Raw genomic sequence first — 16,021 nt, 5'->3', positions numbered from 1 at the left:
ATGATGCTCGCGGGCATGGTGCTGCTGCAGCAGGCGACGGTGGGCGTCGTCGCCGCGAAGAAGGCGGCGTCTCTCAACGAGGCCACGGGCGTGTACGCGTTCATGCAGGATCAGCTCCGCAGCCCCGAGAACCGGGGAGTCGCGGTGAACGAGGCACTGAACCGTCTCGCCGATCTGGCGGACGCGCAGGCGGCGCAGTACCGCGTGGTCATCCAGGGCCCCACCTCGCGGCTGGTGTCGGCTGGCATCCGCCCCGAGTCGGTTCCGGGTTCCCTCATCGCCCAGGTGGAACAGGTCGAGGGCATGTTCGTGACCCCCACCACCGTGGTGTTCACGGATCCCGACGCTCAGGCGGAGCCGGGGTGGGCCATCGGGACGGCGCTGACCGGGTCCACGGGGGAGCGGTACCCGATCTACTACATCTTCCCCATGACCACGGAGACCCAGACGCTGCGTGGCCTGCAGGGCGCGGTCACCGGGACCGGGATCGCGTTGGTGGCCGCCCTCGCGCTGGTCGCCTACCTCATCACCAACCAGGTGGTGCGGCCCGTGCGGCGCGCGAGCCAGGCCGCACTCAAGCTTGCCTCCGGACAGTTGGGGGAGCGCATGGCCGTTCGCGGCACCGACGATCTGGCCAGCCTCGCCAAGTCCATGAACCGGATGGCGGCCCAGCTCCAGCAGCGCATCCGTGAACTCGAGACCCTGTCCACCCTCCAACAGCGTTTCGTCAGCGACGTGTCCCACGAGCTGCGCACGCCCATGACCACCATCAAGATGGCCTCGGACGTGATCTACGACTCCCGCTACGCCCTCGACCCCCTCACGGCCCGCTCCGCGGAGTTGATGAGCCTCGAGATCGAACGCTTCGACGGCATGCTGGCAGACCTGCTGGAGATCTCGCGCTTCGACGCCGGCGCCGCGGTGCTCTGCCTCGACGAGACCGACGTCGCCGCCCTCGTGGAGGCCGAGGTCGAGGCGGGTCGTCGGATGGCGGACAAGCTCGGTGTCGCCGTCACTCTGGAACGCAGGGGGCTGGACACCATGGCCGCGGTCGACTCCCGGAGGATCCGTCGCATCCTGCGCAACCTCATCACCAACGCCATCGAGCATGCCGAGGGCAGGCCCGTCCGAGTCGTGGTGGCGGCCAACGAGGCGGCCGTCGCGGTGACGGTGCGCGACCATGGTGTCGGCTTCGAGGCCGAGGACGCGGCGCGCGTGTTCGACAGATTCTGGCGGGCCGATCCCAGCCGAACCCGCGTCGTCGGCGGCTCCGGGCTCGGGTTGGCGATCTCCATGGAGGACGCCCGCCTGCACCACGGATGGCTGACCGCCTGGGGCCGTCCGGGCCGGGGGGCCCAGTTCCGGCTGACGATTCCCCGCGAGCCGGGACATGAGCTGACCACGTCGCCCCTCTCGGTGATCCCCGTCGACGACCGGCCGCCGGAGGTGACCCGGTGAGGCCCCTGATGGCGGCGATCCTGGCCGTGATGGTTTTTGCCGCTGGATGCACGCAGATCCCCACGTCGGGTCCTGTCGAGGAGGTCCCCATGTCGGCGGAGCCGTGGGGCGTCGATCTCGCGCCCCAGCCACCCGAGGAAGGCGTCCAGCCCGCGCGGCTGGTAGAGGGCTTTCTTCAGGCCATGGCCTCCCCTGAGGGCGGATACGCCATCGCCCGACGGTACCTGACGGAGGCCGCGGCGGCGCGCTGGGACCCCACCTCGGCCGCCGTCGTGGACGCGCTGGTCGTCGGGCTGTCCGACGGCACGGTTGAGGGTGTCCAGGTGGGCGTGCTCGACGGCAACGGGCGCTTCGCGGCCGTCCCGCAGGAGTTCGAGCACGACTTCCGCACCGTCCAGGAGAAGGGCCAGTGGCGCATCGCCTCCCCGCCGGCAGGGTTGCTGCTCTCGCGCTACATCTTCGAGCGCTACTACGAGCGCGTTCCGCTCTACTTCACCAGCCGCTCGGGGACCCATGTGGTCCCGGACCCCATCCACGTCCCGGAGATGGTGGTGACACCGACGGCCATCGTCGAGGCCCTGCTCAGCGGACCGTCGGAGGCCATCGCCCCCGCCGTCGCCGACGCCGTCCCCAGCGGCGTCCACCTGGCCGACGGCGGGGCGACCATCGATTCCGCCGGCGTCGTGACGGTTCAGCTGACCGGCTTGTACGACAGGCTGAGCGACGACGCCCGACGCAGGCTGGGGGCGCAGCTCCTCTGGTCCCTGACGGCGGTGCCGCGGGTCACCGGGCTGGTGGTGACCAACGACGGCATCCCGTTCACCCTCCCGGGGGCGCGGGCCGACGGGGTGGTGGAGCTTGCCGGCCAGCAGGGGTACCAGATCCTCTCGCGTGCCTCGACCGTCGACCTGTTCGGCGTCCGCGACGGTGCCCCGGGCCGGGTGCTGGGTGACGATCGCTTCGAGCCCTGGCGTGGGGTCGAGGCGGCGGTGGCGGACCTGGCAGTGTCGCTGGACGGGGACTCCGCCGCCCTCATCGACGAGGGCCGGACGGGTCTGCTCATGGGAACCATCCAGGGTGAGATGACCCCCGTCGAGGTGCCGTACGTGAACCTCAGATCCCCCCAGTTCGTCCTGGGGACGCTGTGGCTCCTCGGCGAGGATGCCGAGGGCAGCACCCGGCTGTTCACGGTCAACCGGATGGGTGACGTGGAGGAGGCCACGGTCCAGATCCCCGACGGGAGAGGTCTTGAGCAGTTCGCCGTCTCGCCCACCCGGGCTCGGGTGTCGCTTCTGCTGTCGGCGGGGGGAGTGCGCGAGGTGGGGATGGCCACGGTCCTCCCGGGGGGCCCGCTCACGGTGGTGGAGTGGCGGCCCCTGCCGTTGGTGGCCCCCTCAGGCCAGATCCTCACGGATCCGAGTGCCGTAGCGTGGCACGGCGAGACATCGGTGGCGGTGGCCGGTGTCGCGGCAGGTCTGCGGTCCGTCTACAGCGCGGAGGTGGACGGCTCCCTCGTCGAGGAGCTCGGCCCCCTCTCCGGTGAGGTGGAGGAGCTGACGGCGATGGCAAGGTTGGGCGGTGGCGCGGTGGCGATCCGGACCTCGGCCGGTGTCACCTGGCGATATGAGGCGCGCACGCGGTGGACGCGGCTGGCCGAGGACCTCACGGCCATCGCCTACGCCAGCTGAGTTGCCCTGTGGAGGGGCGGTGAGGTGCGGCCGGGGCTGACGATCATGGGGGCATGACCCGATTGATCGACGCAGCCGCTGATCTCCTGCTGGGGGCCACCTGCCCTGGATGCTCGACGCCGGGTTGGGGCCTCTGCGGGCTGTGCCTCGCTGCCCTGTCGGTCCCGGTGAGGTGGGTTCATCGGGGGCTTGATGTTCCGCTCAGCGCCGCCTGTCCCTATCGCCCGGTGCTCGCCCATGTTGTCCCGCGCTACAAGGACGACGGCGCCCTCCACCTCGACCGCATGCTGGGCCGTCTCCTGGCGCGGGCCGTGAGCGTCCACGACCCGCCACCGGAGGCCATTCTCGTTCCGGTCCCGTCAAGGCCCGCGGCGGTGCGGGCGCGCGGCTACGACCATGCCCACCGGCTCGCCGTCGCCGCGGCCGGCCGCCTCGGCCTGAGAGCGGTGCGGGTGCTCCGGAGGAGCCCCGATGGTGCGGACCAGGAGGGCCTCGGCAGGGCTCAGCGCGCCAAGAACCTCGCCCACTCCATGCGGGCGCGGCCCACCGTCGCGCCCGTGATCCTCGTCGACGACGTGGTCACCACGGGGGCCTCTCTCGGTGAGTCCCTCAGACGCCTCACGGCGGTGGGGGTGCAGGTCCTGGGTGCCGCAGTCGTGGCCGACGCTGACTACCGTTGAGACACTTCCCGTCAAGCCTGACAGCGTTCGCCGGCAGGGGTAGCGTTGGTACATGTTGAGGCCGCAGGATGGATCGTCAGATCCCCTGCGGTCTGCTGCATCCGTCGCGGGGGAACTCCCCGCGGTGGAGTTGGAGTCGGGCCCCTGGGGCCCCACGACAGACGGAGGAAACATGGACATCGTCGTCACGGGTCGGCACTGCACGATCAACCCCGAACTGAAAGAACTCGTCACGGATCGATTGGCCGCTGTCGAGCGCCTGCGGGATCGGGTCATCCGCGTTGAGGTCGAGTTTCATGCCTCGGAGGGGACGAAGGATCCCTCAGACGCCGTCGAGGTGCAGCTCACCCTCCGGAGTCGCGGGCCGGTCGTCCGGGCGGAAGCCAGGGCCAACGACAAGGTGGCGGCATTCGAGATGGCGTTGGAGCGGCTGAAGGCTCAGCTACGGAAGGCGGCCGACCGCCGCAAGACCCACCGCGGGCTCCGTGCGGGCAACATCGCCGAGATCGCGCATCCTGTGGCCGAGGTCAACGGGCACGCGCAGGACGACGTGGAGACCCATGAGGTCGCCGGTCTTGTCGTCACGGGGGACGGGCCACTAGTGGTGCGCGAGAAGGAGTTCAGCACGGCTCCACTCACTCTGGCCCAGGCCCTCGACGAGATGGAACTCGTGGGACACGACTTCTTCCTCTACCAGGACGCGGACAGCGGCCGCCCGTCGGTGGTGTACCGGCGCAAGGCCTACAACTACGGCGTGATCCACCTCAACGTCTCCTGACCGGTTCTCTGACAGCGCCCCGGCCGTGGCCGGGGCGCTGTCGCGTGTCGTCGTTGCCGGCTGGCGTTAGGATGGCTGGCGGTACCGCCGCGTGAAATCGCGGTGTTCGCGAGATGTGAGGAATCGACCTGTGGGTGTCATGGATTTTCTGAGCGGCCTCGGCTCCGGAGCCCAGCTTCGACGGCTGCAGAAGGTGGCCGACCAGGTCAACTCCATCGAAGAGGAGTTCCAGGCCATGTCCGACGCCGAGCTGCGGGCCGAGACGGACACCTTCCGTCAGCGCATCGCGGACGGTGAGTCGCTGGATCGCCTCATGCCCGAGGCCTTCGCCACGGTACGCGAGGCGTCGGTGAGGGTTCTGGGGAAGCGTCACTTCGACGTGCAGCTCATGGGCGGCGCAGCGCTCCATTGGGGCAACATCGCCGAGATGAAGACCGGTGAGGGCAAGACGCTCGTGGGCACGCTCCCCGCCTACCTCAACGGCCTCACCGGCGAAGGCGTGCACGTCGTCACCACCAATGACTATCTCGCCAAGTACCAGTCCGAGCAGATGGGGCGAATCCACCACTTCCTGGGGCTCGAGGTGGGTGCCATCCTGGCGTCCATGACCCCGGCGGAGCGCCGCGTGGCGTACGCCTCGGACATCACCTACGGCACCAACAACGAGTTCGGCTTCGATTATCTGCGTGACAACATGGCGCTGCGCAGTGACGATCTCGTCCAGCGCGGGCATCACTACGCCATCGTTGACGAGGTGGACTCCATCCTCGTCGACGAGGCCCGCACCCCACTGATCATCTCCGGCCCGGCCGAGGACACCCACGAGTGGTACCCGGTGTTCTCCAAGCTGGTGAGGACCCTGCGCCGCGACGTGGATTACGAGGTGGACGAGAAGAAGCGCACCATCGCGGTGCTGGCGCCCGGCATCGAGAAGGTGGAGGACCGGCTGGGGATCGAGAACCTCTACGAGTCCGCGAACACGCCCCTCATCTCGTACCTCAACAACGCCATCAAGGCCAAGGAGCTCTTCAAGCGGGACAAGGACTACGTTCTGGCCGGCGACGAGGTGCTGATCGTCGACGAACACACCGGCCGCACGCTCGCGGGCCGCCGCTACAACGAGGGCCTGCACCAGGCGCTGGAGGCCAAGGAGGGCGTCCGGATCAAGGACGAGTACCAGACTCTGGCCACCATCACGCTGCAGAACTACTTCCGTATGTACTCCAAGCTGGCGGGCATGACGGGCACGGCCAAGACGGAGGAGTCGGAGTTCCAGAAGATCTACGGGCTCGGCGTCATCCAGATCCCCACCAACCGGCCGATGATCCGCAAGGACCAGCCGGATCTGATCTACCGCACCGAGGAGGCCAAGTACGAGGCCATCGTCAAGGACGTGGTGGACCGGCACGCGCAGGGGCAGCCGGTGCTCCTCGGAACGGCCTCTGTCGCCAAGTCCGAGTTGCTGTCCGGGCTGCTCAAGCGCGCCAACGTGCCGCATGAGGTGCTCAATGCCAAGCACCACGAACGCGAGGCCTCCATCGTCGCCGAGGCGGGCCGCAAGGGCGCGGTCACGGTGTCGACCAACATGGCCGGACGCGGCACGGACATCATGCTGGGCGGCAACCCCGAGTTTCTGGCGGACCTCCAGTTGCGGAAGGCGGGTTTGGACCCGCACGAGACCCCCGAGGCGTACGAGGCCCGGTGGAACGAGACATTGGCGGCCCTGGAGCAGCAGGTGGGCTCCGAGCATGACGAGGTGGTGGCCACCGGCGGCCTGTACGTTGTGGGCTCCGAACGTCACGAATCGCGCCGCATCGACAACCAGCTGCGCGGCCGCTCCGGCCGCCAGGGGGACCCCGGCGAGAGCCGGTTCTATCTGTCGCTCAGCGATGATCTGATGCGCCTGTTCCGGCCTGAGCTGCTGGAACGTGCACTGCTGATGATGAAGGTCCCAGATGACGTGCCCATCGACATGAAGTCGGTGTCGAAGTCCATCGAGAGCGCCCAGAAGCAGGTCGAGGGCCAGAACTTCGAGATGCGCAAGAACGTGCTCAAGTACGACGATGTGCTCAACCGGCAGCGTCACGCCATCTACGGGGACCGTCGCCGCGTCCTGGACGGCGCCGACGTGTCCGAGCAGCTTCGGACCAACGTGCGGCGAGTGGTCACCGACGTGGTACGCAACCACACCGTCGGCATCCCCGAGGAATGGGATCTGGAGACCATGCTCACAGAGCTGCGGACGCTCTACCCGGTGACCATCACCCTCGCCCAGCTCGACGAGCAACTGCCGGAGCAGCATGAGCTGGTGGACATGGTCACCGAGGACGCGCTGCGCGCCTACGACGCACGGGAGGAGCAGCTCGGCGCTGAAACCATGCGGGAGCTGGAACGCCAGGTGCTGCTGACGGTGCTGGACCGGAAGTGGCGCGAGCACCTGTACGAGATGGACTACCTCCGCGAAGGCATCGGCCTACGGGCGATGGCGCAGCGCGATCCGTTGGTCGAGTACCAGCGTGAGGGCGGCGACATGTTCGTCGCCATGATGGACGCCTTCATGGAGGAGGTCGTGGGCTTCCTGTTCAACCTGGAGGTCACGGCGCGTCCGGCGGAGCCGGCCCTCGCCGTCGGCCTGGTGACCGACGAATCAGGGGCACCCATCCGGGTGCCTTCGGAGGAGGAGACACCCGAGCCGCTGGCCAAGGGCCTGGAACGTCACGCCGACACCAATCTCAGCTACTCCGCGCCGGACGAGACCGGTGAGGTGATCCAGACGAACGCGCCGATGGCACGGGCCGCGGAGAAGGTGGGCCGCAACCAGCCCTGCCCGTGCGGATCGGGGCGCAAGTACAAGGTCTGCCACGGCCGTCCGGGGGCCGCTGCGGTCTAGACCCCGCCGAGTCCGTCGGCCTCAGGCGGCCCATGCGGCGGACTGCACACCCACAGGAGTGAGGATCACCAACTCCGAGCACCGCCATGTCGTGGGGCCGGCATCGAGGCGCAGGATGCAACTGACCGAGCGGCCGCCGGAGCACACCCGAACCGTTGCCTCCACTGATCTCTCAGTGGGCATCTGAGACCGGACCCTGCCGACCCTGACCCGGCGGAAACGGCCGCTGTCGACGTAGTGGACCAGGTTCTCAAACGCCGCCGGCGCCAGATGTGGACGCAGCTGGTGCAGCGGCCGCCTGCCCATCACGGCCTCGAGAACCGCCCGGATGAGGTTCATGGCCTGTGAGGGCACCGGATCCGGCGCAGGATGCCTGGGGCGGACACTGGCGAGATGCGTGACAGGTAGTTGGAGGCTCATGGCCTCGACGCTAGGGTCGCCCGGCCGCGACGGCAGCGCCGGCGAGTCCCACCGACAACACATCGGAGCGTTCGGACAACACCTGGGCGGCTCAGGACAACAACTCAGCCACCGAACATCAGCAGGAGTCCGCCGACGGTGAACACCACCATGATGCTCAGCAACGGCAGATGCACCGCCACCCGGCCGGGGTGGGTGCGCAGCGCGATGTCGTGGGTGACCAGCACCCCCGCCACGTGGCCGCCGACGATGAGCAGCACCTGCAGGACGGCGATGAGGGTGGGGTACGCGAACAGCGTGGTGACGGGGGCCGCCTCGGCCATCCCGAACAGGTCCCAGCCTGCCCCCAGCGGGTCGCTGAACCGGATGAGAGTGCGCTGACCCTCCAGGTACAGCATGGTGCCGTAGTGCGCCAGAGCGTAGGCCACGACGAGGGGGATCAGGCCCGGGGCCAGGGAATCCATCTGTATCCCGCGGTAAGGGCGGGTGCCGATCCAGAACAGCGCGTAGATCACCCCGACGCTCGTGAGCAGGCCCAGCGTGCCGATCGGCCAGGCCCACCCCTCTAGCCCCTGGGTGGCGCGCACCCACCAGGCGGTGTTCGACAGGGCGTCGAAGAGCGTGCCGCCCAGCAGCACGCTCGCCAGGGCGGCCAGGTGCTGCGGTGCCCGCCAGGACCCGAGGTTCCGGAGTGGGTCGACCAGCAGCAACACGCCACGGCTGGTGCGACTCCACGGCGACAGCCGCGCCACGATCGTCGCGTACGCCTCGAACGGATCCGCCTGCGCGATCCAGCGCTGGCCCTGGAACAGGACGCCCCCGACCACCCACGCCACCCAGGCGGCGGCGAAACCCCGAAGCACCGGAAGCGTCGCGCCTTCGGGCTGAACCAACTCCAGGTAGAGGAAGGCCAGCAGTGCGGCCGCGGCGGGCAGTCTCGACGCCGCGGCGTTACCAGCCGGGGCGGCGGCCCCCGTGAAGCGGAGCAGCAGCCGAAGCGGGTTGGTCCGCCGGTAGACGGCGCCGAACAGTAACGACATCGGCACGAGGCCCACCCAGAGCAGCACGTAGACGAAGCCGAAGGCGGGATTGTCGATCCGATCCACCCCGAACGTCAGCGCCAGACCGGCCACCAGCCACCCGGACCCTACGAGGATCCGGAGCGGTCGGGAGAACCAGGGGGAGTCCACGACGGCGGTCAGGCGCGGCAACTCCACGCCGTGCTGGTCCCGGAGGCGCGGCGTCCTCCAGGCGAACAGCGCGACCCAGAAGGTGACCACCAGCACGGCCCCCCCGCCGGCGAGCACGAACCCGAACGGGAGCGGCAGGTCGCCCCGGGAGGCGATGCCGTGCAGCGGCGTCACCGGATGACCAGGTCCAGCCAGATGACGTCTGTGACGTGGGACTCCACCTCATAGGTCCCAGCCATCGCCGCCTCGAAGACGATGTCGGTGGGTTCCCCTGCCGCGAGGTCCCGCTCGATCTCATAGCCGTGCACGTGCGCCCGGTCCGCCGTCGGGGTGGTGATCCGAAGGGTCACTTCCGCGCCCAGCTGCACCTCGACCCGCCGCGTGTCCGCCGGCGGATCGGTGACCACCAGCTCGATGGTCTGGGGGGCGGCCGTCGGGGTGCCGCACGCCACGAGCAGGACGACGGCGGTGGCGGCGGCAAGGGACCTGATCGTGCGCAACATGTCGTCGTCGAACCTACTCCGATTCCTGCCTCGGTGCATCTAGTCTGGTCGGGTGAGACGCCACCTCGTGTTCATCCCCATCGCCGCCGAAGAGTTGGGCATCCTGGCGGGCGATCCGGTTGTCGCGGACCGGCCCGCCTACACCGTGACGCCGGAGCTGCTCGAGGAACTCGAGTACACCGAGGCGGAGGCCGAGGACGCGGAGTACGCCGCCCTGGTGCTCGCGTCGATCGCAGGCCTGAGCGAGTACGGAACCAGGCTCGTCGTTGTGGCGGAGGTCGACCCGGCGCTGATCGCCGCGTCGGATGACCCGGCCAACGGCAGGGTCACGCTCACCGGGTGCCCGCCGTCGGCCATGACCGCCTGGTTCTGCGAGGAGCCTGGCGTGGATGTGGCGGACGCGGCCGCCATCGCCCGGGGCCTCACCATCGATCAGGCCTGGGATCTGCCCCAGGTCCAGCAGCTGTTACAGGAGCACGAGCTGCTGTGGAACGACGTCGTCGAATACCGGCGCGGAGAGTAAGGGAGGGTCCTGACATGCCACGTTCCATCTGGAAGGGCGCTGTGTCCTTCGGCCTGGTGTCGATTCCCGTCAAGCTCTACGGCGCCACGGAGGACCGTGACGTGTCCTTCAGGCAGGTCCACGCCAGCGACGGCGGCCGCGTGCGGCAACAACGCATCTGCGAGAAGTGCGGCGAGGTGGTGGCCTATGCCGACATCGCGAAGGGCTACGAGTCCGCAGACGGCCGCGTCGCCATCCTGACCGACGAGGACTTCGACAACCTGCCGCTGAGCACCCTCAAGACCGTGGACGTGGTCCAGTTCGTCGACGGCCACGAGGTGGATCCCACCTTCTTCCAGCGCACCTACTTCCTGGAGCCCGAGGCCGCGGGCCAGAAGCCCTACGTGCTCCTGCGCGAGGCGCTGGCCAAGGAGGACAAGGTGGCGGTGGTCAAGGTGGCCCTGCGCAGCCGCGAGTCGCTGGCGCTGATCCGCCCCAAGGACGATCTCCTGCTCATGCACACGATGTACTGGCCAGACGAACTCCGCGACGGGGAGTTCGCGGCTCCCTCGACCGAGGTCAGGATCTCGGATGCGGAGATGGAGATGGCGAAGCTGCTCATCGCGCAGTTGGAGGGGGAGTTCGATCCCGCCGCCTACCAGGACTCCTACCGCGAGGCCCTCCTCGAGGTGGTGGAGGCCAAGCTTGCTGGGGCTCCCGCGCCGGCGGCGTCGGAGACGTCCCAGCCTGTCGGCGACGTGGTGGACCTCATGGCCGCGCTCAAGGCCTCCGTCGACGCCGCGAAGAAGCGCCGCGAGGCGGCCGCCAGCTGACCGCGGGTCAGCTGCTGAGCCAGGCTGCCGCCCGGCGCTCCAACCCGGCGAAGGCTTCGCGGATGAACGGCTCGATCATGGACTCCACCTTCTTGCCCACCAGCGGAATTCTCACCTTCAGGTCCCCGCTGTAGCGGCCCTGCGTTCCCTGGCCCTGGGGCGTCAGGGCGGTCTGGGCATTGACGTCGATCGGCATCCCGGGCACATCGACCTCGACGGTGCCGCGGATCGACCCGTCCGCCGACGGCGGCTGGAAGCGGAACACCTGCGCGAGAGTCACGGCCTCACCCACGAACTTCGCCAGATTCGCCGGCACCGGCAGCTTCATCTCGAGGCGGGTGGCGTCGTCGGCGATCGTAACGCGGTGCTCGAGGGCCCCGGCGTGCCGGGCCACGTCGGCGATGAACTCCTCATTGCGCATCAGCGCGACGACCGCATCCGGAGCGGCGGCGTACTGGTGGGTGTAATCCAAATCCATGCCTGTCAGCGTAGCCGGACGGACGAACCCTAGGATTGGCCCATGAAGATCGACCTGCACACCCATTCCCGGGTCAGCGACGGGACGGACACCCCGACCAGCCTGGTGATGAAGGCCCACGATGCCGGGCTCGACGTGATCGGGCTCACCGATCACGACACCTTCGGCGGCGTGGCCGAGGGTCAGGAGGCCGGCAAGAGAATCGGTGTGAAGGTCCTGGGCGGCATCGAGATGTCGGCCGAGCACGACGGCGCCTCGGTCCACCTGCTCGGCTACGGCTGTGACCCGTTCGACCGGGAGCTCAACGCAGAGCTGGCCCGCATCCGGTTCGGCCGGACGGACCGGCTGCCGGCGATGGTGGCCAAGCTCACGGCGGCCGGACTCGATGTCACGATGGACGAGGTCATGACGGCTGCGAACGGCGCGCCCGCCATTGGCAGGCCGCACGTGGCGGACGCGCTGGTGGCCAAGGGTTACGTCGCGGATCGCGACGAGGCGTTCGCACGGTGGATCGGTGAGGACGGCCCCTGCTACGTCCATCGGTATGCGTGCGAACTGGAGCGTGCGATCGGCCTGGTGCACGCCGCTAAGGGCGTCGCCGTCATCGCGCACCCGTGGGGCCGCGGCGGCCAGCGGGTACTGCCCGCCCCCTACCTGGAGTCGCTGGTGCAGGGCCACGGGCTTGAGGGAATCGAGGTGGACCATCCCGATCACGACGATGAGACCCGTTCGCTGCTGTTCGAGATGGGCGCGCGGCTGGGCCTGGTGCGCACCGGATCCAGCGATTATCACGGCCTGGGGAAGAAGCGCAATCCACTGGGCGCCAACCTGACCCGGCCGTCGGCCTACCGGGACCTCGTCGCCCGGATCCGCCGTCGCGGCGGCGTCGTCTAGGGCCGCTAGGCTGGGGCCCCGCACCCCGTCGCACCCGTACAGGCAGGCACATCCATGTCAGTTACCCCCGAGGACACGTTCGACCCGGAGGCCTCGCTCGCCCGTTCCACCGAGCGCAGCCTCGAGATCGAGCGGCAGATCGCCCTGGACCCGTCGCGATTCAGGATCCTCACCGGGGACCGCCCCACCGGAAACCTGCACATCGGCCACTACTTCGGCTCCCTGCAGAACCGCGTGCGGCTCGCCTCCCTCGGCGTGGAGACGTTCGTGGTCATCGCCGACTACCAGGTGGTCACGGACCGCGACGGGGTGGGTCCGCTCCGGGAACGCGTCTATTCCCTCCTCACGGACTACCTGGCAGTGGGGCTGGACCCTGAGCAGGTGACGATCTTCACGCATTCGCAGATCCCTGCCCTCAACCAGCTGATGCTGCCCTTCCTCTCGGTGGTCACGGACGCCGAGCTGCGCCGCAACCCCACCGTGAAGACGGAACTCGACGACACGGGGGACCGGCCCATGTCCGGCCTGCTGCTCACCTACCCCGTGCACCAGGCCGCGGACATCCTGTTCTGCAAGGCCAACCTCGTGCCGGTGGGGAAGGACCAACTGCCGCACCTGGAGCAGGCGCGCGTCATCGCCCGTCGATTCGACGAGCGCTACGGCCGTGTGGACGAGAGCCGTGCCGTGTTCCCCGCGCCGGAGGCCCTGCTCAGCCGGTCCGGCATCGTCCTGGGGCTGGACGGCACGAAGATGTCGAAGTCCAAGGGCAACACCATCGAGCTGGGTATGACGGCAGACGAGACGGCCAGGCTCCTCAAGAGGGCCGTGACGGACTCGGACCGCCACATCACCTACGACCCGGCCACCAGGCCGGAGGTGTCCAACCTGGTGAACCTCGCGGCGTTGTGCCTCGACAGGGATCCGGCGGAGGTGGCCGCGGAGATCGGCGACGGTGGCGGTGGCGGGCTGAAGAAGCTGGTCACCGCGGCGGTCAACGACTACTTCGCTCCCATCCGCGCGCGCCGCGCCGAGCTCGCCGCGGACCCCGGCTACCTGGCACAGGTGCTCGCGTCGGGCAACCGGCGGGCCACCGAGGTGGCCGACCGGACGCTCGACGAGGTCCGGGAGGCCATGCAGATGGTCTACTGAGCCACGGCTCAGTCCGCCGTCGGTGCCTCCGGGGCCACGTCCACCCCGCCGCGGGTGCGACGGCGGCGACGGCGGGGCTTGCGCTCGGCGTCGGCGTGCTTGTCCTGCGCGGGGTGATCGCCGGCGGGCTCTGTGGACCGCCGCGAGCGGTGCTTGCGGGCCTCGGTGGGGGAATGCCTGGCCTCGACGGCCTTCTCGCGCGCCGCGATGGTGCCGGGCACCCGCCCCTTGGTGCCCTCGGGGATGTCGAGATCTGTGTAGAAGTGCGGTGACGACGAATACGTCTCGGGCGGCACGGCCAGCTCGAGGTTGAGCGACTCGTTGATCAGCTTCCAGCGGTGCAGGTCCGCCCAGTCCACCAGCGTCACCGCGACCCCTGAATTGCCGGCGCGGCCGGTGCGGCCGATCCGGTGCACGTAGGTGGCGTCGGTGTCCGGGCACTCGTAGTTGATCACGTGGCTGACGCCGATGATGTCGATGCCGCGGGCGGCGACATCGGTGGCCACGAGCACCGTGATGGTGTCCGCCCGGAACTTCTTCAGGGAGCGTTCGCGTGCCTCCTGGTTGAGGTCCCCGTGGATGGCGGCGGCGGCGAAGCCGCGGTCCACCAGCTCGTCGGTGAGCCGCTGCGCTGCGCGCTTCGTCCGGCAGAAGATCATGACCTTCGTGGTCTGGTTGCCCTGCAGGAGCCGCCCCACCATCTCGGGCTTGTCCAGGTCATGGGCCTGGTAGACGAACTGGTCGATGTCCGGAACGGTCATCTTCGCGTCATGGCCCTCGGCGCGGATGTTGACGGGCCGGTTCAGCGTGGCCCGCGCCAGCGTCAGGATGGGCGCCGGCATCGTGGCCGAGAACAGCATGGTCTGGCGGTCCTTGGGCGTCTTGCGCTGGAGGCGTTCGATGTCCGGGAGGAACCCGAGGTCCAGCATCTCGTCGGCCTCGTCGAGGACCAGAACCTGGATCTGCGACAGGTCCAGGGCTCCGCGGTCCGCGAGGTCCAGGAGACGGCCGGGTGTGCCCACCGCGATGTCGATGCCGGACTCGAGGGCGCGCAGCTGCTCGTCGTAGCCGGTGCCGCCGTAGATGGTGAGCACCCGCATCTTGAGGTGCCTGCCGGCGACATCGAGGTCTCGGCCCACCTGGAGGGCGAGCTCACGCGTGGGGCACACGATCAGGGACCGCGGCTTGCCGTGCGTGGGCTTCTCTCCGCCGGACATGGTGACCATGCGGTGCAGGAGGCTGACGCCGAACGCCAGGGTCTTGCCCGTGCCGGTGCGGGCCTGACCGATGAGGTCCACCCCGCTGATGGCGAGGGGGATCGCCAACGTCTGGATGGCGAAAGGATGGACGATGCCGACCTCCGCCAGCGCCGAGGTGATGGATTCGTGGATGCCGAGGTCGGCGAAGGTCTCGTCGATCGGGGTCTCGTTGTCGCTCAGGGCTCAAACCAATCTGGAAGAACTCACGGCGCGGTTGGCGCGCCGGAGGCGGTGCGTTGCTGCCCGCAGGCCCTCAGTCTAACGTAGGCCGCTATACCGCGCCGAAGCCCACCGTTCGGGAGCTGGGTGAGCCGAGGTCCAGGTACGCGATGCGGGCCCCGGGGATCAGCACGCGGCGACCCTTCTCGTCCGTCAGCTCCAGCAGCGACGAGTTGGCCACGGCATCGCGGAGTTGCTCGGCGAGCTCCTCGGCGGAGGCGGTGGCTTCGATGGTGACCTCGCGGGGGACGTCGGTGATGCCGATCTTGACTTCCATGCCGCCACTCTAGCCAGATCCGCCAAGTCAGCCGTGCAGGCGGGCGACGATGACCGTCACGTTGTCCTTGCCGCCCTGCTCGTTGGCCCATACCGTCAGCGCCTCGGCCAGGGCGCCGGGTCCGGCGCAGGTGGGGGAGAGGGCGGCGACGACGCCGTGCAGTACCTCAGGGGCGCTGGCGTAGTTCCACAGCCCGTCGGTGCACAGCAGCAACCACCCGGCTCCGGCGGGGCGGTGGGAGGTGACCGACGGCGTGACGTCCGTGGACTGCCGCCCCAGCCACTTCGTGAGCGCGTGCGCCTGGCGGGACCGTTCGGCCTCGTCGCGTGTCATGCCCAGCAGCATGCGCGCCTGTGCCATGGAGTCGTCGGTGGACAGCAGCCGCGCCTCGCCGTCGTCTCCGAGCCAGTAGGCGCGGGAGTCACCCACGTTGGCGACCGTGACGAGCCCGGACTCGATGGTCGCGGTGATGAGCGTGCAGGCCGACGGGTCCTCCCGGCCCTCCAGGATGGCGCGGTTGGCGCGGGCGAAGGCCTCCTCAACGGCTGCCCCGGGCGGATCGATGAGTGCCGCCACGACGGTGTCCACGGCCACGAGCGAGGCGCGCTCCGACCCGCGGGCAGTGCTCACCCCGTCGGCCACGGCCAGGACGGCCGAGGGCGGCGGCTCAGGGCGGACGGCCATCGCCATGGCGTCCTGGTTGGTGGCGTGCCGCCTGCCCGTGTCGCTGGCCCCGCCCACCCAGTGGGCCGGCTCGCGCACGTAGTGGGCCCGTGCCGAGTGCTGCGGGTGTGCATCCATGC

Annotated in this window: 16 protein-coding genes and 1 pseudogene; 10 read left to right on the top strand and 7 right to left on the bottom strand. The window is 69.3% G+C overall.

The genetic code is table 11. The features are described 5' to 3' along the window. The 6 genes and pseudogenes from mtrB to ACZK5N_RS02220 all read left to right on the top strand — a co-directional run bounded on the left by mtrB (position 1) and on the right by ACZK5N_RS02220 (position 7,494). Positions 1–1,458, top strand: a complete 1,458-nt coding sequence (gene mtrB / locus ACZK5N_RS02245; protein WP_459020391.1) for an MtrAB system histidine kinase MtrB — start codon at positions 1–3, stop codon at positions 1,456–1,458. Next, entirely contained in the window at positions 1,455–3,146 is a 1,692-nt protein-coding gene (locus ACZK5N_RS02240; RefSeq protein ID WP_459019855.1) for an LpqB family beta-propeller domain-containing protein, read from the top strand. Before mtrB ends, ACZK5N_RS02240 begins: the two co-directional genes overlap by 4 nt. A 53-nt stretch (positions 3,147–3,199) precedes the next feature. Next, positions 3,200–3,826 carry a ComF family protein gene (locus ACZK5N_RS02235; protein WP_459019854.1) on the top strand — a complete coding sequence of 209 codons (627 nt, stop codon included), beginning with the start codon at positions 3,200–3,202 and terminating at the stop codon, positions 3,824–3,826. 172 nt (positions 3,827–3,998) lie between these two features. Then, positions 3,999–4,604 carry a ribosome hibernation-promoting factor, HPF/YfiA family gene (gene hpf / locus ACZK5N_RS02230; protein WP_459019853.1) on the top strand — a complete coding sequence of 202 codons (606 nt, stop codon included), beginning with the start codon at positions 3,999–4,001 and terminating at the stop codon, positions 4,602–4,604. 139 nt (positions 4,605–4,743) lie between these two features. Further along, a pseudogene (gene secA, locus ACZK5N_RS02225) lies at positions 4,744–7,264 on the top strand (preprotein translocase subunit SecA); the annotation flags it as partial. A 125-nt stretch (positions 7,265–7,389) separates the two neighbouring features. Next, a complete protein-coding gene (locus ACZK5N_RS02220; protein WP_459020390.1) occupies positions 7,390–7,494 on the top strand; it encodes an SEC-C metal-binding domain-containing protein in 105 nt (34 codons plus the stop codon). Between the two features lie 21 nt (positions 7,495–7,515). Here ACZK5N_RS02220 and ACZK5N_RS02215 read toward each other — a convergent pair whose 3' ends face one another. The 3 genes from ACZK5N_RS02215 to ACZK5N_RS02205 form a co-directional block, all read right to left on the bottom strand. Then, positions 7,516–7,914: an Rv3235 family protein gene (locus ACZK5N_RS02215; protein ID WP_459019852.1), complete on the bottom strand. Its 399-nt coding sequence runs from the start codon at positions 7,912–7,914 to the stop codon at positions 7,516–7,518. Positions 7,915–8,018: 104 nt separating this feature from the next. Then, on the bottom strand, positions 8,019–9,278 hold the full coding sequence (locus tag ACZK5N_RS02210) for a hypothetical protein (RefSeq protein WP_459019851.1): 1,260 nt from the start codon (positions 9,276–9,278) through the stop codon (positions 8,019–8,021). Next, a complete protein-coding gene (locus tag ACZK5N_RS02205) occupies positions 9,275–9,607 on the bottom strand; it encodes a cupredoxin domain-containing protein (RefSeq protein ID WP_459019850.1) in 333 nt (110 codons plus the stop codon). Before ACZK5N_RS02205 ends, ACZK5N_RS02210 begins: the two co-directional genes overlap by 4 nt. A 52-nt stretch (positions 9,608–9,659) precedes the next feature. Here ACZK5N_RS02205 and ACZK5N_RS02200 point away from each other — a divergent pair, with 52 nt between their 5' ends. Both ACZK5N_RS02200 and ku read left to right on the top strand, forming a co-directional pair. Next, on the top strand, positions 9,660–10,130 hold the full coding sequence (locus tag ACZK5N_RS02200; protein WP_459019849.1) for a DUF6912 family protein: 471 nt from the start codon (positions 9,660–9,662) through the stop codon (positions 10,128–10,130). A 14-nt stretch (positions 10,131–10,144) separates the two neighbouring features. Further along, positions 10,145–10,942: a non-homologous end joining protein Ku gene (gene ku / locus ACZK5N_RS02195; RefSeq protein ID WP_459019848.1), complete on the top strand. Its 798-nt coding sequence runs from the start codon at positions 10,145–10,147 to the stop codon at positions 10,940–10,942. A gap of 7 nt (positions 10,943–10,949) precedes the next feature. Here ku and ACZK5N_RS02190 read toward each other — a convergent pair whose 3' ends face one another. After that, positions 10,950–11,420, bottom strand: coding sequence for a DUF2505 domain-containing protein (locus ACZK5N_RS02190; RefSeq protein WP_459019847.1), 471 nt, complete (start codon positions 11,418–11,420; stop codon positions 10,950–10,952). Between the two features lie 42 nt (positions 11,421–11,462). Between ACZK5N_RS02190 and ACZK5N_RS02185 the strand changes: the two genes are divergently transcribed. Further along, positions 11,463–12,314, top strand: a complete 852-nt coding sequence (locus ACZK5N_RS02185) for a PHP domain-containing protein (RefSeq protein ID WP_459019846.1) — start codon at positions 11,463–11,465, stop codon at positions 12,312–12,314. A gap of 54 nt (positions 12,315–12,368) precedes the next feature. Beyond that, positions 12,369–13,463, top strand: a complete 1,095-nt coding sequence (gene trpS, locus ACZK5N_RS02180) for a tryptophan--tRNA ligase (protein ID WP_459019845.1) — start codon at positions 12,369–12,371, stop codon at positions 13,461–13,463. 8 nt (positions 13,464–13,471) lie between these two features. On the opposite strand, the gene ACZK5N_RS02175 is transcribed toward trpS, so the two are convergent. The 3 genes from ACZK5N_RS02175 to ACZK5N_RS02165 all read right to left on the bottom strand — a co-directional run bounded on the left by ACZK5N_RS02175 (position 13,472) and on the right by ACZK5N_RS02165 (position 16,019). Further along, positions 13,472–14,902: a DEAD/DEAH box helicase gene (locus ACZK5N_RS02175; RefSeq protein WP_459020389.1), complete on the bottom strand. Its 1,431-nt coding sequence runs from the start codon at positions 14,900–14,902 to the stop codon at positions 13,472–13,474. A 91-nt stretch (positions 14,903–14,993) separates the two neighbouring features. After that, positions 14,994–15,218 (bottom strand): DUF3107 domain-containing protein, encoded by a 225-nt coding sequence (locus ACZK5N_RS02170; RefSeq protein ID WP_459019844.1) that lies wholly within the window; start codon positions 15,216–15,218, stop codon positions 14,994–14,996. 27 nt (positions 15,219–15,245) lie between these two features. Beyond that, positions 15,246–16,019: a PP2C family protein-serine/threonine phosphatase gene (locus ACZK5N_RS02165; protein ID WP_463624605.1), complete on the bottom strand. Its 774-nt coding sequence runs from the start codon at positions 16,017–16,019 to the stop codon at positions 15,246–15,248. Positions 16,020–16,021: the final 2 nt, after the last annotated feature.

This window comes from Tessaracoccus pujii (genome assembly GCF_055326215.1).
This window is presented reverse-complemented; position numbering and strand designations above follow the sequence as displayed.